This is a genomic window from Haloferula luteola, assembly GCF_014201715.1.
GTDB lineage: Bacteria > Verrucomicrobiota > Verrucomicrobiia > Verrucomicrobiales > Akkermansiaceae > Haloferula > Haloferula luteola.
The window spans coordinates 16,199-34,095 of record NZ_JACHFD010000033.1; the positions used below are offsets into that span (position 1 = coordinate 16,199).

The following is a 17,897-nucleotide window of genomic DNA, read 5'->3' on the forward strand; positions in this document are numbered from 1 at the left end:
CGCGATGGAGGACAACACGATTTCATTCCGGGTCGAAGCAGTGGACCGCGTCGTGATCACTGCGTCGAAGGGCTTCCAATGCCGGCCGCACAACGTCTTGGAGCTGCTATGCGACATCGTTCAAAATTGGCCGGAACTTCTGGTTGGACGAAGCGGGGGGGTCGCCTTTCACGACGGTCCTCCGCCGTTGCACTGGATCGAGGCCCACGACCTTGCCTTCAGCGCTACCTGTTTTTCAGCTCATTCCCCGAGCACACTTCCCTTTCCCTGCCCTTACATCCTACGTTGGCCGGAAGCGGGCATCGACGACGCCGAATCGATGATGCTTGAGCTACTCCAAACACATGCTCCCTACGAAGACGATCGAATGCTCTGGATCGGGGCGAACACCCATCCCTCCCGCATCGCCCTCTGCAATCTCGGACGACAGCACCCAGGCCTTTTCGATGTCGAGTTGATGGAGTGGGACTTCAGTAGGCCGAAAAAACCTCGCTCTAAAACCCGGCTTGTGCCGATCCCCGATCACGCTAGGTACAAGTATCTCATCGACTGTCCCGGCAACGGATACTCGGCGCGCATCAAGTGGCTGCTCGCGACGGGACGACCGCTGTTCATCGTGGACCGTCCCATCATCGAACCGTGGCATGAGGACCTTGAACCCTGGGTTCACTATGTGCCCGTCAAACAGGATCTCTCCGATCTTCTGGAGAACCACGCGCGGCTGGAAACCGACGAGAAGCTGTACGAAAAAATCGGCCGCTCGGGCCGACGCTTTGCGGCGACCCATCTCACGGTCGAAGCGCAACTTAATCGAACTGCCGAAGCCTTGTGGAATGAGCTGCGGACGCGGGAAGAGCCTCCAGAGACGCCCGTTTCATTAAATGGAACGGCAGCCCCTCATCTGGCAGTCGTCACCGTGCATTCGAGCAACCTGAAGCCCTTATACGAGGGATTTGTGTCCAGCCTCGATCCTGCAAGGCAAGGCATCAAGGTTTTCAACCGGGAAGTCGATCTAAGCTCGTTCAGCGAACACGGGTTTCAGACCCGCTCCTGGTACGAAATGCTGATCAAACAGGCCGAACTTGCTCTGGAGGTGATGCGTGAGATCGACGAGAGCGAATATTTCATTGTCAGCGATGTGGATATCCATTTCTTCAAACCCAGCGAAATTCGGATCATGGTGAGAGACGCTCGTCAAGATGAAATCGAATTCTCAGCCTTGCTGGACGGACCAGACTACTACAACTGTGGCTTCATTATTCTCAAGAACTGCCCAAAGGTTGTGACTCTCTACTCGCGTGTTCTAAAGGCTCTCCGACATGGAAGAGTCGCCGACGCCGATCAAGAAGAAATCAACCGTTTGATCCACGAACTAGACGTCAAACACCGCCCACTTTCTCCTCAAATCGGAACCCTCGGAAAGCAGCCTGTCTTCGAAGATACCGTCTTCTACCACGCCACTTTTGCCAACAATCTCGCCATGAAGCTATTGAGAATCAACAAGGCGAAATTCCAGATGAGGAAAAAGCGCTATGGCGAATGGCAGGATTTCTGAGCCGTGTCGCTGTTCCGTTTCCCAGGCCCTATGAACTTGAAAGAATTCGCTTCGCTTCTGCGCGATTTTCTTCAATCGGAGGTGAACCATCTCTGGATCATCGACAACGGCGTCCACTTCGACGGAGAAATTAAGACCTTGGAAGCTGCATTCGCATCGTCCGATTCCGACATGCTCGCCACTGCCTTGCGTCGCTATGCGGAAGAGCCGGGCTGGCATTGGTGGTCGAGCCTACAGGCACCCAAAGGCGAAAAGCCGCTGAGCCATGGTGTGGCGATGCTGCTGCCGCTCATCCGGTTGAGCCGCCAAGCCGCGGAGGCGGTTCTCAAGGGGTTTGAAGAGGGCTGGAATGGGCATCTGGAGGCAGTGATCCCGACGCTCGTGAACCGGGCCGGGCTGAAAATCGAGGACATCGGCGGCTTCGGCTCCTTTACTCCTCCAGACCGGATCGGCCGCTGGTACGATGACCGGACCTGGCATTGGGAGGGGCCGGTAAGTTTCGTGCCCGGGAAGCTGCACTACCCTGTCAATCCCCGGGACCCGGTCTGGAGCACCGATATTCCCGCGCCCAAGCCTACCATTGCGTTTCTCTTTTTAACACGCGGAGAGATGAACCATCCCGGCATCTGGCAGGAATACCTCGATGTCGCTGGGGATCATGCGAGAATCTACGCTCACACCAAATCGCTCGATTCACTCCCTGCCGGGTCCTTCCTCCTGGATGCGCAAATCAATGAGCGCATGCCCACTGCATGGGGAGCGTTTTCCTTGGTGGAAGCAACCCTCGCGATGATCCGCGCCGCGCTGGAGGATCCCGCCGTCACGCACGTGGCGCTGGTTTCCGAAAGCTGCGTACCTGTCCGCCCGTTCTCATCACTCGCACGGAGTCTACGACTCGACAAACGTTCACGGCTCGCGATGCGATCGCTCGATCAGGTCCGGAGCTGGGGCAATCGCGAGAAGGCTTTGCGGTTGGAAGCTCTGTCGGGCATTCCAAAGGACCATGCCTGGTTTCAAGATCAGTGGATGTGCTTGAATCGCCGGGATGCCCTGATCGTCAGCGAGAAGGACTGGTCACCCCATTTCAAAGACGTCTGGGCGGCGGATGAGTGCTTTTTCTCCACAGTCCTGAGCGCCTCAGGGCGCCTGCCCGGCGAGGCCATCATCAACCGACCCATCACCTGGACCTGCTGGCGTGGAGGTGCACATCCCCAGGAATTTCATCAGGTGCTTCCGCGGATCGCAGCCGAGATAATGGAGAGTGGATGCTACTTCGCCCGGAAGTTCACACCCGGATCAAATATCGGCCGATGGGATCTCCACCGCGATTCGTGTGAGGCCGCTGGTGCTTTCCATTTCGAGAAACAGCTATCATGAATCCCGCACCGTTCCAAGACGACCCCGACTTACGCAACACTGGAGATGCCGAGTCAAGCGCAGAAATCATTCTGAGAACAGGCCCCGAACTCGGCGCGACGCTCGAAGCGTTCCTTTCCACCGGTGATCCGTTTTTTTGGCTGATCGACGAGCAGGTCTATTTCGAAGGCGACTGGAATGAGTTTTTCGAAAGTTTCTCCCGGTGCGATGTGGACCTCCTCGCCACCGTGGTGCGACGCCGGTCCGAAGAACCCGATTGGCACTGGTGGCGAAGTCTCAAGGCTCCAGACGATCATTCAGCGGCGGACGGAGTCGCCGCCATGCTACCTCTCGCGCGTTTGAGCCGGGCGGCGGCGGAAGCCGTCATGGAGGGCCTCAAGAATGGCTGGAGCGGCCATCATGAAGCCGTGGTCCCCACCCTAGTGGCCGGGGCCGGATTGCAGATCGAGGATATCGGGGGAGAAGGAAGCTTCACTCCAGAGGGCCGGAGTGGCTGCTGGTACAACGCCGATTCCTGGAACTGGCGGGAGCCCGTGAAACACGTCCCAGGAATGATGCATCATCCAGTGCCATGTCTGGCGATTCAGCCCGCCAGAGAGAGGCTGCGCAGGATTCCGGAGAACTTCCTGCCGCGCATCCTGTTCGCCTCACCGGTGGGTGCGAATGCGCAACCGCTCGTTGAGCAGGCATTGGCATCATTTCAGGCAGCAGGTGCCGATTGCTTTCTGCTGCAGTACGACGAAGCCGACATTTTATTTCCGAACAACCCAACGACCATCAAGGACCGAGGCTACAAATGGCAGCTGGCGCTTCGTCATCTGACGCCGGAGAAGGTTGCGAATTACGACTTCATCTTCTACTGGGACGACGATCTCGACTGCACGGGCTTCGACCCCCTTCGCTTCGTTCGGATCATGACCGCCAATCGGCTGTCGTTGGCACAACCCGCGATCCGATCGCCTCATGGTCTGTCTCACGGGATCACCGCGTGGAGGGCATGTCCGCTACCGCGGCGTTTCAAGGACTCGGACGAACCCCTTCCGGTCGTCGGTCGGCTCACGAATTTCGTCGAAATCATGGCACCCGTATTCACCCGGGACGCTTGGACCGAATTCCACAGCTACCTCGACGAGGAGAACGGCAGCGGATGGGGCTACGACTACGTTCCGCTGGGAAGAAAGGGCATCGTCGATGCTCTCCCAGTCGTGCACACGAGGCCAGTGCAGTCGATCAACTCCGCTTCGGAAGCGGAGCTTCGCCGATTCCTCGATACTCAGGGATTGTTCCGCTACCAGCCGGTCGAAGAAGGTTGGCTCTTCGATCCAATGGATACCTGAAGCGATGGATTCACAACGTTCCCGGTGCTCGCCGACACTGGGATCGGGCAGACGGTTACGATTTTGATATCGCTGCTTGCGCCCATAACGCAGGCAAGCTTCAACCCTGCGCGAGATCCCGGACCGAGCTTGTTTTCGGCATTGGCTGGCTGGAGAGTAAACGTCGTAAATCCATCCCCTGCGCTGACGCCGGACGGGATGATCGGCTTGCGATCAGGCGGCTTCGCTGCTCCCGGCCGCGGCGCGGCGCTCGGCGGCGATCCGTGAGGGGGTCAACGCTGCCGCTTGTTCCGGCGTGGCATCGACCGGCAGGCGCGTGATGCCCCCCACCAGGTAGTCCTCCGAGCGAGGTCGTGGATCCGGCAGTTGGCCAGCAGCGTTTAGATCAGCGCGTGATTCGAACCGGCTTCCAGACTTCCGAAAAACAGGTAGTTCTTCAGACCCAGCTTGGCCGGCCGGATCAGGGTTGGTGTCGAGCTCCAGGGCCACGTCCTCCAGGCAGACGGCGAACTTGTCCCACTGGTTGAGCGCGTAGGCGATCGCCTTGCCAATGTCGCTGGCGGGCAGATGCGCGCCTCGCGCAGCAGCGCGAGGAGTTCATCGGCGATCGGTCGGCTGCGCGCCCGCCGGATCAGCCCGCGGCACGGGGGCGGGGCTCCGCTTTGGCCCATCTGCCGCTCGATCCGGTAGAGCCGCTGGATGGGGATCAGCACCGGCAGGGTTACTCCGGGCGCCGTGTCTCCGAGTTCGACGAACTTGCGGCGGATGTGCGCGAGGCAGCCGGAGTGCCGGAGTGCCGGAGTGCCGGAGTGCCGGAGTGCCGGAGTGCCGGAGTGCCGGAGTGCCGGAGTGCCGGAGTGCCGGAGGCCGTGCGCCCCGGCCATCGCGTCGTAGACGCCATAGCCATCGGTGTGGATGGTGCCCCGCTAGGCGATGGTGTTGGTTTAGGGGTCGTGGCCGAGGAAAGCCAGAAGGCAGCCCGCGCCGCGGCCGAGGTGCCAGTCGAAGTAGCAGGTGCCGCCACCGATGTCGCGGTAGACCCAGAGGCGGCCTTCGCGGGTGGCCCCATGGCCGGGGTCGAGATCGTCCATGGGCGTCTCGTCGATCTGCAGTTCATCGGCGAGCAAGACCTCCGCCCGCATCGCAGGACCCAGCGGGGCGAGGTGGCCGAGGGTGGCGTGGGTCCAGCCGTTGAGCGTCTGCCGGCCGAGGTCGATACCGTGCCGTCTCTTGAAACGCTTCGTCTGGCGGTGGTGCGGCAGGTGGTCCTCGTACTTGTCGGCAATGATCTGCGCGGCCAGCGCGGGGGCAACCTGGGTGCCGGGAATGGAGGGCCGCGGTGCCGGGGCGATGAGCGGAGGCAGGCTGCGGTCGACCCTGTGGCGGTAATTCTCGCGCCCCTTGCTCCGCCAGAAGATCTCGGCGCGTACGACATCGAGTTCGTCGTGGTGCTCCTCGCCGATGTTCTCCCAGTCCTGCGGGCTGGCGAGGACCTCGCCGGGCACGATCACCTCGTCGATGACGACCTTGAGGTTGGCGGGAAACAGCTCCGCCTTGGTGCGGCGGGTTCTTGCGGCGTTTGGCTTTCCCTCCCCCGGTGCGGATGTTTCGCCGCTTTGCTCCGGAGGAGGCGCCCCTCAGATCGACGCCATCGACGAGCAACTGCAGGGCCTCGGCGTGGAGCCGGATGCGCCGTTGGCCTGGCTCGCTGGGTGCCGGCCAGCTGCATCGGCCCTTTTCCAAACGCTTCGCCGCGACCCAGGTGCCCGTTCCGTCGAAGTACAGCAGTTTCACCCGGTTGCGACGCTTGTTGGTGAAAGCGAAGAGCGCGTCGTGAGCCGGAGTTGTTCGGTCGCCAGCGTGTGGAGGCCGTTGAAGGACTTGCGCATGTCGCAGGGCTCGAGCGCGAGGAAGACCTTCAGCGCGCCGTTGGCGAGACTCAGCACGACCGGCCTCCCTTCCGTGCGAGGTGGTGGCGGAAGGCGGCGATGAACTCGGCGGCCAGAGGAATGGCGCCCTCGTCGGCGATCAGCAGCGAAATGCCCTCGCGGAACTCGATCACCAGCCGAGGCTGGGAGACGCGCGGAAACTCGACTTCGCCGAAGTGGAAGCCGGTGCATTCCAGTGGCCGCGCGAGGCGGCGGGTGGATCTGGACATCCCGGCGATGTTGGCAGGTCAAGCGGCCGCACGGTAGGGGGGCGATTTTACGACACTTACGATGGAGATCTCTCCCATTTACGTTCGACGGCCACGGCTGGTGGGTTGTTGTTTGTCCTCGTTCTCCACTCTCGGGCGGCTTGTTCGGGGCGGGCTTGCACCGTTGCCTGTTGGCTCCGGCCTACCGGCTCTCTGCGCAAAACCCTTCGTGATCGCGATCGTCACCCTGGCCGCTAGCGGCTGACCCGGCATCAAAAAAACCGGCACTCCTGAGGCGGAGTGCCGGCTGCGATCATTCGCCGAGGGTGCAGGGCGGTAATCAAAAAGAATCAGGCCAGCTTCGGCTCCCAGCCTTTGTGGTAAGCACGGCGAAGCAGCGCATCCGCTTCCGGCATGCCACGGACCTTCATGCCGGCGGAATCCCAGTCGACCCGCTTGCCAAGACGCACAGCGAGATTGCCCGCCAACACCATTTCGGTGAGCGGACCGGCGTGGTCCTCGAAGTTCGAAACCGGCTTCGGACCCTCGCCACGGATCGCCCGTGCCAATTCTTGGGTTGGGCCGCCTTTGACGCGCTCGTAGACGGGCTTGATGGTGCGAATCTTCTCCTTGAGCTTGTCATCAAACAGCTCAGGAGGACGGCCGCAGTATGCGTCGGAGCAATACATCACCCCTTCCGTACCAACGAACACCTGACCGAACTCGTGGTTCAGTTCCAGGTCATCCGGGATTCCAGGAGGACGAATGAAGTCCGCGTCATTGTTCGGATCACCCACGCCATCCTGCCACAGCACCTTGACAGGTCCGCGACCGGCCTTGGCGGGGAACAAATACTCGATCGTGGCGCGGCTCGGGGCCGTCACATCGTCAAACTCACTGACACGGCTCGATTCCACCACAAAGTCGCCGTGCAAATTCAACGCCCAGAAGGCCGAGTTGAAGCTGTGGCACCCGATGTCGCCGAGGGCGCCGCAACCATAATCCCAGAATCCGCGCCAGGCGAACGGGTGAATGCGCGGGCTGTAGTCGCGGCGAGTGGCCACCGATCCTTGCCAGATATCCCAGTTCAAGGTGTCAGGAATCGGCTCCTTCGGAAACTCCAGTCCCTTACCCTGCGGCCAGATCGGACGGTTCGTCCAGTAGTGAACTTCCTTCACTTCACCAATCAATCCGGCCTCGATCCACTCGCGCAGCAATCGGGTGCCCGTGGTCGTGGCTCCTTGGTTCCCCATCACCGTCATCAGGCCTTTCTCCTTTGCAAAGTTGGCCAGCGCACGGGCTTCCCAAATGCGGTTGGTCAAAGGCTTTTGCACGAACACCGGCTTGCCGTGGCGCATCGCCTCAAGGGCAATCGGAAAGTGCATGTGGTCCGCGGTCGAAACCGTCACCACGTCGATCTGATCCGCCATCTCCGCAAGCATTTCTCGGAAATCGAAGAACTGCTTAGCGTCCGGGAAAGTCTTGAAAGCATCTTCCGCACGCACGTGGTCGATATCGCAGAGAGCGATGATCTTGTTTCCGTTGGCGATTTCAGAAATGTCGCCCCGGCCTTTTCCACCGCACCCCACGGCCGCAACCTGAAGCATTTTGGAAGTCTCCTTCGATTGCCCCAACAACAAGTTCGGGAAAGCCGCCATACCGGCCGCGATCGAGGAGGATTTGAGGAAGTGTCGCCGTGAGAAATGTGGGTTGTTCATCTTGGATTGAACCCTCTACGTCACCCGTTTCCCGGATTGTTTCACCCGTTTTTCAACAAAATCCCTCCACCAACCCCCACCACCCGTCCATTTCCTTAGGAAACCCAAACATTTCGCTGGAAAGCCCAACCCTCTCTTTCTAAAATGGCGACGCTGTCCCGCCTCCATCTCATCGGCATGCCCGCAACCAAAGAGCACACCCACCACATCCGAATTCGCGATACCCAACTGGAAATGGACGGAACGCCCCAACGGGGCGGGGACGACGTCGAAGGCCGCCTGCGCGTGGCCCAATCCCAATTGGAAGAACTTCAAGCTCAGCGCGAAGAGCTGGAACGGCTCAAGCAAGAAACCGAACGGCTGAATTTCCGCCGCCGCGAGCTGATCGGCTCCCAGGTTGAAATGACGGAGCGCCTTTCCTCCGCACTCACCCTGATCGACCGTCAGGTTTTCGAAATGCGCCAGGAAATGGACGATCTGGAACAATGCCGCAGCTGCTTCGCTGGCCACCTCTCCAAGATTGAAAAAATCAATCCAGAGGCCTGGTCTCGCGATCAACTCGCCGCCCAACTCGATCGCGCCTTGGCCATCGTCGAGCACGCGGAGGACGAGTATTCCCAAGCAGCCGAACACTTTGCCCGCACTCGCAGCGCCTCCATCTTCCAAGGCGTGCGGCGCTCGCGCAGTGAAAATAGCGAGTTCAAACAACAGTTCCTCCGCGGCCTCGCCTTCAACCTGCCAGTGATCTCCCTAGGCGCTCTCGCCCTCCTCATCTGGATCGCTCGCTAAACCCGGGAAATCCTCCCGCACCATGGCCCGCAAAAAATCCACCGATGAACTCGACCAGCTCGCGAGCGCAAGCCGCGAGCTGGAGCAGAAGATCGCGGAATTGGAAGCCTTGCCCAGCCAGCTCGAGTTGGAGCTACTCGAGCGGGAATCAACCATCCCTCCCCCCGATGACCTGATCGATCGTGATCGGCATCGACGCTTCGAAGAACAGGCAGCTCGGGGTGAGATCCGCAATGAACGCCGCGCTCAAGGTCGCAGCTTGGTGCTGATGTTTCTCATGCTCGGTGCTCTCGCCGCCGTGATCTCATGGGTCATTGAACTCGCCGGCCGCTGAACTTCCCGTAACCGGCCATTCCCAGCCGGCACACCGGAGGTCCACTCGCCCATCAGCCAAGAATTCCACCTCCTCTTCCACGAGCAATCGGCGCTTCCTTTGCAAGGGCTTGCCCTCCGTCGCCCCTTGATACCCTCCTAAGCTGCCATCAACCCTCACCACCCGATGGCAGGGCACCCTCGGAGCCCATGGATTTCGCTTCAACGCCTGGCCCACAGCTTGCGCCGATCGGCACCCCAAATGTCGGGCAAGCTCCCGGTAGGTGACCACTTTTCCACGCGGAATTTCCACCAAGGCGTCATAAACCGACTGAGCGAACAAACTTAACTTGTCACCGGGCATCTCCGGGACAATCTGGGGCGATTCCCGAATCTCGTCACCTCATGATTCCACTTTTGATTGCCGGAACCGCCTTGGTTGCCCCGCTGGAGGCCACTCCTACGGATGATACCCTGAAAATTGCCGACTATGTGAATGTCGCCTCCCTCAGGGTGACGCACTCCTTCGGCATGGATTTCGACTCCCCAGGCCAGGGAGACCTCGATTTCACCAATCTCGGAGCCTTCGCCATGCTCGGTCAGGTCGACCTTCCCGGCGGCCTGACTTGGCTCCCCGCATTGAGCTACGATCTCTCTCATCTGGAACTCGATGGCGCCCATCCAGCCCTCTCCCGCCTCGTTCCTTCGCTGGAACGGCCGCTGCACCGAATCGACTTCTACAACTTCCTCATCGGACAAGGGAGCGATGGATGGCTCTATGGCATGATGATCACTCCCGGCATCCATTCCTCCATGGATGATATCGGCAGCGATGATTTCTTCCTCTCTGCCGCCGCGGGAGTCGGATATCGATTCTCCGAATCGTTGATTCTCGGACTCGGAATCTACGGGTCAGACCTCGCCAACGACCCCTCATTCTTCGTGGGGCCTGGCTTCCTCTGGGAAATCGACGAAAACTGGTCGTCCTTCTTCTATGGAACCCGCTTTGTCTTACGTCGCCAATTGGGCGACGACCGGTCCATCGGTGTCGAAGGCGCATGGAATGGTGGCGAGTGGGCGACCGAATACGCAGGTCGCGACGCGCAACTCGAATTCGACTCCATCCGCGCAGGCCTCACCTTCCGTCAGCGGCTTTTTGACGATGTATGGCTCGATCTCGCTGCCGGCGTGACCTTCGGCAACGAACTGAGCTTCACCACGGACGATGGTCGTGGCATCCATGCTCCCGGTGTCGGCGAAGCCGAAGCCTCACCCTACGTGCGACTCGGCGTCACCGTCGGCTCCTGGTAGCGAAGCTCAGCCCTGCTTCGCCAGGCGTTTCCGCAACTCATCCCACTGCTCGCGGCTGACGATGTATCCCACACATCCCGGCCGCCCGCAGCGACATGGATGATCTTCGTAGCATTCGATATCGAAGCCGTAATCGAAGGTCAGCTCCTCACCCGCCTCAATATCACGGAGAGAATAGATGAAAATCTGATCGCCCTCGATCCAAGCCTCGCAATTGGGATCGCACGAATGATTGATCAAGCGCGCCGTGTTCCAGGGAGCATTGCCATCGATGTCCCAATCGTCATCCAGGGTGAAAATGTAGACGGCCGCATCACCGGTCTTTTCCGCATGTTCCGCCTGAGCCCACGCCCGACGCTCGCTCTCATCCTTGTCGATGATCTCTCCGAGGTACTCGATGATCTTTTCCTCCGGGCCCAGGTCCTGAGTGGCGTACACTCCCCGCCCATGAATCTCCGAGTCGCGCACCTCGCACAGCTCGCTTTGTCCACGCTCCCAGAGTTTGAGGAACTCCCGGTGCAACTTCGAGTGCTTCGCGAGAAATCTCTCCCGCTCCTTCTTCTTTGAGGACATGGTGGTCTCCCTTATTTTGCCTCCTCGCGCCGCACCTCCGGCAATTCCAAATTGGCAGGTAGAGAGGTGAACATCGAACGCAGATCCGCCACGCTCACCTCGCTGCCATTGATGAACTTCCAGTTCATTTGATCCTTGTCCGCGATCGCCACCTGGAAGCCGTAGCTATCGATCAGGATCGGAGTCTGAGTGCCTTCCCGCAGCACACTCATCCGCGTCACCGTGGGCACCAGCACCAGCCACTTGGTATACACCGTGGCTTGATCCGCCCCCTTGCCAGGCCAAACTTCATGGCAATCGGGATGACCGTAGGTCTTGACCGAAACGATGCGGATCCCGTTGCGAGCCATGAGAGCACCAAGGTTTTTCAAGCTCTCTTCCATCTTCGCCATGCCGCCACTACGCTTGGCCATCCGTTCCTTCCATTGCGGATACATGCTTTCGACGGCGACTTCGTGGTGACCCTGGACAATCTGGTCGCCCAAAGCCCGCACCGCCAAATCCGCAGATTTCACCACCTCAGCGGGCCCGCCCGCTTGAGCGAGAGCTCCACCCAACGAAGCCAACCAGAGCCACGCAATGCACTTCCATAAGTTCATGCCAGACGGATGAACGCGGGCATGAGGAAGGTCAAGCGCGCTGGAATCCTGGCAAATCCCGGCTTCCACCACAAATCCGCTTGGCGTACCACCCCCGGCTTTGCCAGCTTCGTCGCCCCATGTCAAAACAGGCACTCGGCAAAGGACTCGGCGCTCTCATCCGCAAACAGGATTCCGCCACCCCCACCTCTTCCACTGGAGACGGTGCCGGACATGCACGGGAAGTTCCCATCGATTCCGTCGTTCCCAGCCCTTTGCAGCCGCGGACTCATTTCGTCGAAAGCCCTCTCGATGAGCTGGTGGAGTCGATTCGCCAGCACGGCATCATTCAGCCTCTCATCGTTCGCAAGGTTGCCGACAAATATGAACTGATCGCAGGTGAACGCCGTTGGCGTGCCTCCAAAAAACTGGGGCTGGCCACCGTTCCTGTCATCGAACGAGAGGCCTCCGATCGGGATGTTTTGGAGATGGCGCTCATTGAGAACCTCCAGCGCGAGGACCTCAACCCCATCGAAGAGGCCGCCGGCTATGTCCGCCTAGCCAAGGAGTTTTCCATGAAACAGGAGGAGATCGGTGAGCGCGTCGGCAAATCCCGCGCCAGCGTCGCCAATGCCATGCGACTCCTCGAACTTCACCCCGATATTCAAGTGCTCGTGGCGCAAAGCCGCCTCAGCGTCGGCCACGCCAAGGCCATCCTCGCGGTCAAAGACAAGGACACTCAATTGCTGGCCAGCGATCAAATCCTCAGGAAATCGCTCACCGTCCGCGCCGCCGAAAAACTTGCTCAGGAACTCTCCCAGGGCTTGAACGATTCAGGAAAGCCCGGCCGAGCTAGCGGCTCAGGCAATACCGAAGCCGATGCCCAGCTCCGGGCGATCCAAAATCGCTTGCGTGACCATTTTGCAACCCATGTCACCGTCCAGCACGGCGCCAAAAAAGGCAAAATCGAGCTCGAATACTACGGCAACGACGACCTCCAGCGCATCCTCGAGCTTCTCGGCGTTGGAGAAATCTGATTGCCTCCCCCCGTGCGACGCCTCTCCCCCTTCCTGCTTCTCGGATCTCTCCTCATCGGAACCCAATGCCGGAAACAGGAGACCCCACCGGCTGCTCCCGCACCGCCTCATGCGGCCCACGCCACGCCGAAGTTTGCCGAAGCCTTCTCCGGAGACCGCGCCCATCAGGACGTCGCTCGACTCGATGCTTTCGGTCCACGACCTCCAGGATCCGCCGGCTACGGCAAGGCTCTATCCTACCTTGAATCAGAACTCGCCAACGTAGGCTGGAAAACCCACCGCGAACCGTTCCAAGCCAAGACCCCGGACGGCATCGTCACCTTCGTCAACCTCACCGCTCGTCATCGCAGCGCCGCCACCGAACCCGTTTCCCTTCCCTTTCTGATTGGTGGGCACCTCGATTCGAAACGCATGCCCTTCCCCTTCACCGGCGCGAATGACAGCGGTTCCTCCACCGGCCTGATGCTCGAAATCGCTCGCGCCCTCAGCATCGACCCTGCCAGTGCTTCACAAGTTGAGCTCGTCTTTTTCGATGGCGAGGAAGCGTTTGGTGGCAGCATCACACCGACCGACGGGCTCTATGGCTCCAAGGAATTTGCCCGCCAATTGCGATCTCGGGCCAGCCTCCCGCGCATCGGTGTCGTTGTCGATATTGTCGGAGACCCCCACTACCCTCTGTTTTGCAATCCCGATGCTCCGGCCTCCTTCCGCACCACGGCTTTGCGACTCGGCAAGGAACTGGGATTCCCCAAGGGCCTCACCACCGCCCCCGGCCAAATCATCGATGATCACGTGCCACTCCAGTATGTCGGTCTCCCTTGTCTCCACCTGATCGGAGACTTCACTGCCATGGACTACTGGCACAAGGAAGGCGACACGCTCGACAAAGTCCAACCGCAGATGCTCGATAAAGTCGGCAAACTTGTGCTCCGTTTCCTCGCTACTCCTGGTTTGTTAGACGATCGACAGTGATCTTCGAATTTTCTTCAGGCAAATGACTTTTTTCGGTTGTCAAAACCGGACCCTCCACCCTAAATCCGCGCCCACCTCCAGAGGGCACCAAGGCTCGGTAGCTCAGTTGGTAGAGCAGCGGATTGAAAATCCGCGTGTCGGCGGTTCGATCCCGTCCCGAGCCACCACTCATCCTCAAGATTTTGCGAGGATTCGAGGGGTTCCAAATTTGAAACTGGTGCCCGAATGTCGCCCGAATCGGACGAGAAAAACCCAAAATCACCTCCGACGTCGGTTTTGCATGCCTCCCGCATCACAATTGGCCCCTAAGGGCTCCTGACGAAATCGAGCCGGAAAGGATTATTCGCCCTCCGGACCCTGTGCTAGAGGTCGCCCATGTGCGCAGCGCGCATACTTTCAAACCGTACCCTGATCGGCTTTTCGTCTCTTAAAATCGATGATTTGCACCTAATCTAAGCGCCATTCAGGACTGACCCCTTCGACTTCCGCTTTTTGAGCAACACCCACAGCAGCCCTAGCGCCGCCACTACCACCACCAAAGGCCACCGTGTTGACGAGGGGGATTCCTCAACCGTCGTTATTGGCGCGGGTTTTTGTTTGGTTGACCTCGCCGATGCCGGTGTTTGCTGCCCGATGGCCTGCATGTTCGATGTGGGTGCGGGGTCCGGCCGCTCAAGCAGTCTGGGCGGAGATTTCAAATCAGCTTTGACGGCAAACTCTCGATCTCCTAGCCGGACTCGAAGATGTTCGAGGTCCTCCCCGATGCTGGCGATCTCAAGACTCGCGGTGTCGGACAAATTGAGTGCGCTCAAATCAAGACGGGCAAGAGCCTGCTCCTGCATGTGGAAAACATAAATCCGCTCCTCAATGATCTCATCCCCGGCTCCATCCGTGATTTCAGCATGCCCCACCAGCACATCGTTGCCAGCCCATGACCAACGGGTAATGAAGCCCTTCAGCCCGTCGTCGTATGTAACATGCGGAAGTCGGATGGGGACTTCCCGATGCTCGCCGTCCGATGCAACCTCGTAAAGACGTGACGTCATTCCTGTATTTACTAAAATCTTGGTTCCATCTGCATTGAGAGATACGCCATAACCTTCCTCGTTAATGCCTCTCCAGTCTATTTCGTGTGGGACTTGAAACTCAATCTTTCGCTCTGGTATCTGAACCCTGTTACGACTGTTGGTGGCTCCCCCCGAACGCGGGCGAAACAAATAGGGTGCAGGCAAGAGGTGATCTTCAATCGGTTCTACTTTGATCGGTTCCGCAACCGACATCCAGTCAGGCACTGGAGCGTTCAACTCCCAGTTCATTTCTGGAGAACGTCCGTGCGCGAAGACCTCAAGGCACATGCCCAACCAGAAAATGGCAATGATTGGAATCTTCATGGCTGGTTGAGGATATTGTTGAAGATGTCGGCGGCCGCATCTTCCGCAAAGGCTTCTTTGATTGTTTCGCCCGTGCTGCCTGAGAACTTCACGCTGTTCAACGCCGTCTCGTTTGAGAGAAACTCAACTTCAATCAAACATGCCTTTACAGGGTGATAGTTCTTCGTGTTGCCAAAGTTCACATCCATAGTCACACGCTTTCCTCTTTTGAGCATTCTTCTTTGCACCGCGCCTTGATCTTGACCTTGGACGGCTCCGAAAGTAGTCGAACCCATTGCTTCCGCTAAAAGAATGTCTTCATTTTGATTGATGTTATCGCCTGGATAAGGAGGCTGCGGGTCTTCATCTATTTCACCTTTTTCTCTCTCAATGATAACCTCGGTGCCCCTGGCCGAGTTGGAAATCGAGGAATTGAAGTGGATACTCACAAGAACGTCAGCACCTCTAGTTTTCGCAAGCTGGGCTCGTGCATCTAGGCTTAAAGACCCTTCAGTTGTCTCGCGAGTCATGACAATCCGAAGCCCACGCTCTTCATCATTGAACTCGTCGATCAACTCATCGCGCAGTTTGAGGCTGTAGGCTAGGGCCAAATCTTTCTCCAGGACGGTGTTGTCAGTCCTTCCCACTGCACCGGAGTCATTTCCGCCATGTCCGGGATCAATGACAACCACGCCGGGCACTTCCATGTCGATCAGGTCAATCGGTGTGTTCACACCCTCGATCTGGATTTTGATCCGCACTTGATTGAACCCTATGGGCGGCACATTCGCTCGAATGGCCGTGTGTCCGTCATCCCCAATGTTGGTTTCACCCGTGGTCTGGGACACTCTGTTGAATCCGTTGGCACCGTAGGCAGTGGATGCCTCGAAACGATCCTTGTGGGTGGGGCTTTGCTCCCAGTCGCCCCGGATGGCTGCCGGTGTGGCATCGGGCAGCGGCTCCAGCGTCCAAGTGACTTTCCTGTCCTTCAATGCTTCACCGATCTTCACCTTGATCTCACGATGCGCAATCTTGTTGGTGTGTGGGTCAACCTCCTCAAACGGAGTCAGCGGCGTCCCGATATTTGGTTTCTCGCAACCATCAATGGCATTCCCATCCTCGTCCTTCACCTTGGGTGACAGTTCGACTATCTCCACCGGCAGGAGGTCCACATCATACCGCCTCTCATTCTCGAAGGTCCCTTCGTTCGCTTCCAAGGGGTTCAACACCACGCCCGTTTCCGACACGTTCTCCCCTGCACGAACCGTCAGCTTCACCACCTCGGGGTCGCCTAGCGTGACTTTCGTCGCTTCGTTGATCGCCCCTTCAAACCACGTCCCTTCGTTTTGGTAGTCCAATGTCGAGGCCTTCGTCGCCATCTTCAGGAACGGAACCTCAAGGTCTTCGGTGAGTCTCCGGTTGAGCAACACCCAAACCTTCTTCGTCGCATGGGTCCCCCAATATTTGAGGTAGCTCATTTCCTCCCCGTTTCCGCCGTCCGGCACGGTCACCTCCCGTGAATGGAAATGGAAGCTCCCCCTCACCGCCTCCAAAGCTGGGAGATCCCAGGCTCCCCATCCCGCCGGGGGTTGCTCGGGGAAATCCTGGTGGCGGCTCAGTTTCTGTTTCCCCATGGTCACATCGATCACCCCCGGAACCGGTGGGTAGGCGGGCCAATTCAGTTCGCTTAGGCCCAGCCAATCTTCCAGCTCCTCCTGCTCGATAGCACCCCCGTTGATCAAGGCGCTCACGCCGGTGCTCAACAGATGCGTCGATCGATACGCCCATTCTGGATCCGCATAGTCCGACGCCCGATAGGTCCGATCCACCTCCGCGACGAACATCATCACTTTCAGCTCCGGCAATGACTGTGGGTCCGTCGGATCGCTGTTGCCGTCGTGTTCCCAATAGTTCGAACTCCCGTCGTCGTCCTGGTCCTCTTCGCCATCGGGGATTCCGTCGTGATCCGTGTCGGCGTCCGTCGGGGAGGTCCCGATCGACACTTCCAACCCATCCGGCAGGCGGTCGCCATCCGTATCTCCCTGAGTCGGATTCGTGCGGTGCAGATACTCGTCGAAATTGCTGATCCCATCTCCATCCGCATCGCCCCCTGCATCTTCCCCGTCGCTGAAATTCAGCCCATACCGCCATTCCCACACATTCGGAATCCCATCGCCGTCCGAATCAATGCCCGGACGCAGGTCGATTTCCAACGCAGCCGCATCGCCCATGGCCAGGGGGTTCCGGCGAAGATGGAACTCCGAGCGGTTGCTGATGCCATTGCCATTCGCATCCGCCTGCCCATCCAACGGATCGTGTGGATTGAGCCCATAGAGCGCTTCCCAATCATCCGGCATCTCGTCCCCATCGGAATCCTGGCTCAACCGCAGATCAAAGGGGCGTGATCTGACCGAACTCTGCCCATACAACCATCCGGACGCCGCTGCCATCCGCATCGTCGCCGGGGAGCTCGAGGTCGGCACCCGCAGCACATGCCCGACAGGCACCTGCACCGGGCCAAACCACAACTGAAAAGGGGGACCGTGCAGCACCCAGCCCTCGTCATTCATCCCGAAGATCGAAGGCACCGCAGAGGCATCACCCGCCGCGTGGTAGGAACCATCGTAGAAAAAGCTCGATTGCTCCCGGTTCTCAAATCGCCTCCCAAAGAACGCGGTCCCACTCGAGGAATCGTAGTAATACTCCACGTAGTCCATCTGGAAGTAACCCGTGAACTCCCCCCAATCGTTCAAGGCAGCCAGCGAGCCTCCCTGGGCCGGCAGCCCATACCATCCCGAAGGCGGACTGGCACTGCCCAGCGCGGGATTCCC

At 59.1% G+C, this 17,897-nt stretch carries 17 protein-coding genes, 1 tRNA gene and 2 pseudogenes; 9 read left to right on the forward strand and 11 right to left on the reverse strand.

Annotation, left to right across the window (positions count from 1 at the left end; translation table 11 throughout):
* Positions 1 to 4 precede the first annotated feature (4 nt).
* Genes HNR46_RS19140 through HNR46_RS19150 form a run of 3 tightly spaced genes read left to right on the forward strand, consistent with a single transcriptional unit; the run spans position 5 to position 4,269 of the window.
* Entirely contained in the window at positions 5 to 1,555 is a 1,551-nt protein-coding gene (locus HNR46_RS19140) for a glycosyl transferase family 90 (RefSeq protein WP_184022006.1), read from the forward strand.
* 30 nt (positions 1,556 to 1,585) lie between these two features.
* The gene (locus tag HNR46_RS19145) at positions 1,586 to 2,932 is read left to right on the forward strand and encodes a beta-1,6-N-acetylglucosaminyltransferase (RefSeq protein WP_184022009.1); all 1,347 of its coding nucleotides are present in this window, start codon (positions 1,586 to 1,588) and stop codon (positions 2,930 to 2,932) included.
* Positions 2,929 to 4,269, forward strand: a complete 1,341-nt coding sequence (locus tag HNR46_RS19150) for a DUF707 domain-containing protein (RefSeq protein WP_184022012.1) — start codon at positions 2,929 to 2,931, stop codon at positions 4,267 to 4,269. Before HNR46_RS19145 ends, HNR46_RS19150 begins: the two co-directional genes overlap by 4 nt.
* A 213-nt stretch (positions 4,270 to 4,482) precedes the next feature.
* Here HNR46_RS19150 and HNR46_RS19155 read toward each other — a convergent pair whose 3' ends face one another.
* The 6 genes and pseudogenes from HNR46_RS19155 to HNR46_RS19180 form a co-directional block, all read right to left on the reverse strand.
* Complete coding sequence (locus HNR46_RS19155) at positions 4,483 to 4,758, reverse strand: hypothetical protein (RefSeq protein ID WP_184022066.1); 276 nt, start codon at positions 4,756 to 4,758, stop codon at positions 4,483 to 4,485.
* A 36-nt stretch (positions 4,759 to 4,794) separates the two neighbouring features.
* Positions 4,795 to 5,780 (reverse strand): annotated as a pseudogene (locus HNR46_RS21600) (IS66 family transposase); the annotation flags it as partial.
* Between the two features lie 181 nt (positions 5,781 to 5,961).
* Positions 5,962 to 6,063 (reverse strand): annotated as a pseudogene (gene tnpB, locus HNR46_RS21605) (IS66 family insertion sequence element accessory protein TnpB); the annotation flags it as partial.
* Positions 6,060 to 6,215: a hypothetical protein gene (locus HNR46_RS21095; RefSeq protein ID WP_246418225.1), complete on the reverse strand. Its 156-nt coding sequence runs from the start codon at positions 6,213 to 6,215 to the stop codon at positions 6,060 to 6,062. The pseudogene tnpB and the gene HNR46_RS21095, both read right to left, overlap by 4 nt.
* The gene (locus HNR46_RS19175) at positions 6,209 to 6,427 is read right to left on the reverse strand and encodes a hypothetical protein (RefSeq protein WP_184022021.1); all 219 of its coding nucleotides are present in this window, start codon (positions 6,425 to 6,427) and stop codon (positions 6,209 to 6,211) included. The genes HNR46_RS21095 and HNR46_RS19175 overlap by 7 nt, the downstream gene beginning before the upstream one ends.
* A gap of 329 nt (positions 6,428 to 6,756) precedes the next feature.
* Positions 6,757 to 8,124, reverse strand: coding sequence for a Gfo/Idh/MocA family protein (locus HNR46_RS19180; protein WP_184022024.1), 1,368 nt, complete (start codon positions 8,122 to 8,124; stop codon positions 6,757 to 6,759).
* 144 nt (positions 8,125 to 8,268) lie between these two features.
* On the opposite strand from HNR46_RS19180, the gene HNR46_RS19185 reads away from it, so the two are divergent.
* Positions 8,269 to 8,913 carry a hypothetical protein gene (locus tag HNR46_RS19185; RefSeq protein WP_184022030.1) on the forward strand — a complete coding sequence of 215 codons (645 nt, stop codon included), beginning with the start codon at positions 8,269 to 8,271 and terminating at the stop codon, positions 8,911 to 8,913.
* A 22-nt stretch (positions 8,914 to 8,935) separates the two neighbouring features.
* Complete coding sequence (locus tag HNR46_RS19190; protein ID WP_184022033.1) at positions 8,936 to 9,247, forward strand: hypothetical protein; 312 nt, start codon at positions 8,936 to 8,938, stop codon at positions 9,245 to 9,247.
* Here the strand turns inward: HNR46_RS19190 and HNR46_RS19195 are convergent.
* Positions 9,218 to 9,589 carry an MGMT family protein gene (locus HNR46_RS19195; protein ID WP_184022037.1) on the reverse strand — a complete coding sequence of 124 codons (372 nt, stop codon included), beginning with the start codon at positions 9,587 to 9,589 and terminating at the stop codon, positions 9,218 to 9,220. The genes HNR46_RS19190 and HNR46_RS19195 overlap by 30 nt on opposite strands.
* A gap of 41 nt (positions 9,590 to 9,630) precedes the next feature.
* Here HNR46_RS19195 and HNR46_RS19200 point away from each other — a divergent pair, with 41 nt between their 5' ends.
* Positions 9,631 to 10,536 (forward strand): DUF6268 family outer membrane beta-barrel protein, encoded by a 906-nt coding sequence (locus HNR46_RS19200; protein WP_184022039.1) that lies wholly within the window; start codon positions 9,631 to 9,633, stop codon positions 10,534 to 10,536.
* 6 nt (positions 10,537 to 10,542) lie between these two features.
* Here HNR46_RS19200 and HNR46_RS19205 read toward each other — a convergent pair whose 3' ends face one another.
* Both HNR46_RS19205 and HNR46_RS19210 read right to left on the reverse strand, forming a co-directional pair.
* A complete protein-coding gene (locus tag HNR46_RS19205; protein WP_184022045.1) occupies positions 10,543 to 11,109 on the reverse strand; it encodes an SET domain-containing protein in 567 nt (188 codons plus the stop codon).
* A gap of 11 nt (positions 11,110 to 11,120) precedes the next feature.
* Positions 11,121 to 11,708 (reverse strand): hypothetical protein, encoded by a 588-nt coding sequence (locus HNR46_RS19210; protein ID WP_184022048.1) that lies wholly within the window; start codon positions 11,706 to 11,708, stop codon positions 11,121 to 11,123.
* Positions 11,709 to 11,827: 119 nt separating this feature from the next.
* Between HNR46_RS19210 and HNR46_RS19215 the strand changes: the two genes are divergently transcribed.
* The 3 genes from HNR46_RS19215 to HNR46_RS19225 all read left to right on the forward strand — a co-directional run bounded on the left by HNR46_RS19215 (position 11,828) and on the right by HNR46_RS19225 (position 13,863).
* Positions 11,828 to 12,724: a ParB/RepB/Spo0J family partition protein gene (locus HNR46_RS19215; protein ID WP_184022051.1), complete on the forward strand. Its 897-nt coding sequence runs from the start codon at positions 11,828 to 11,830 to the stop codon at positions 12,722 to 12,724.
* Between the two features lie 12 nt (positions 12,725 to 12,736).
* Positions 12,737 to 13,696 carry a M28 family peptidase gene (locus HNR46_RS19220; RefSeq protein WP_184022054.1) on the forward strand — a complete coding sequence of 320 codons (960 nt, stop codon included), beginning with the start codon at positions 12,737 to 12,739 and terminating at the stop codon, positions 13,694 to 13,696.
* 91 nt (positions 13,697 to 13,787) lie between these two features.
* Positions 13,788 to 13,863 (forward strand) — tRNA-Phe (locus tag HNR46_RS19225).
* Positions 13,864 to 14,148: 285 nt separating this feature from the next.
* On the opposite strand, the gene HNR46_RS19230 is transcribed toward HNR46_RS19225, so the two are convergent.
* Entirely contained in the window at positions 14,149 to 14,742 is a 594-nt protein-coding gene (locus HNR46_RS19230; protein ID WP_184022057.1) for a hypothetical protein, read from the reverse strand.
* Positions 14,743 to 15,083: 341 nt separating this feature from the next.
* Positions 15,084 to 17,897: N-acetylmuramoyl-L-alanine amidase family protein (locus HNR46_RS19235; RefSeq protein WP_184022060.1), on the reverse strand; the 2,814-nt coding region annotated here is incomplete at its 5' end.

Coding starts and splice junctions, on each gene's coding strand:
- HNR46_RS19210 (WP_184022048.1), bottom strand. CDS start 11,708: ATGAACTTATGGAAGTGCATTGCGTGGCTCTGGTTGGCTTCGTTGGGT.
- HNR46_RS19230 (WP_184022057.1), bottom strand. CDS start 14,742: ATGACGTCACGTCTTTACGAGGTTGCATCGGACGGCGAGCATCGGGAA.
- HNR46_RS19140 (WP_184022006.1), top strand. CDS start 5: ATGGAGGACAACACGATTTCATTCCGGGTCGAAGCAGTGGACCGCGTC.
- HNR46_RS19190 (WP_184022033.1), top strand. CDS start 8,936: ATGGCCCGCAAAAAATCCACCGATGAACTCGACCAGCTCGCGAGCGCA.
- HNR46_RS19205 (WP_184022045.1), bottom strand. CDS start 11,109: ATGTCCTCAAAGAAGAAGGAGCGGGAGAGATTTCTCGCGAAGCACTCG.
- HNR46_RS19145 (WP_184022009.1), top strand. CDS start 1,586: ATGAACTTGAAAGAATTCGCTTCGCTTCTGCGCGATTTTCTTCAATCG.
- HNR46_RS19185 (WP_184022030.1), top strand. CDS start 8,269: ATGGCGACGCTGTCCCGCCTCCATCTCATCGGCATGCCCGCAACCAAA.
- HNR46_RS19175 (WP_184022021.1), bottom strand. CDS start 6,427: ATGTCCAGATCCACCCGCCGCCTCGCGCGGCCACTGGAATGCACCGGC.
- HNR46_RS19150 (WP_184022012.1), top strand. CDS start 2,929: ATGAATCCCGCACCGTTCCAAGACGACCCCGACTTACGCAACACTGGA.
- HNR46_RS19215 (WP_184022051.1), top strand. CDS start 11,828: ATGTCAAAACAGGCACTCGGCAAAGGACTCGGCGCTCTCATCCGCAAA.
- HNR46_RS19180 (WP_184022024.1), bottom strand. CDS start 8,124: ATGAACAACCCACATTTCTCACGGCGACACTTCCTCAAATCCTCCTCG.
- HNR46_RS19200 (WP_184022039.1), top strand. CDS start 9,631: ATGATTCCACTTTTGATTGCCGGAACCGCCTTGGTTGCCCCGCTGGAG.
- HNR46_RS19195 (WP_184022037.1), bottom strand. CDS start 9,589: ATGCCCGGTGACAAGTTAAGTTTGTTCGCTCAGTCGGTTTATGACGCC.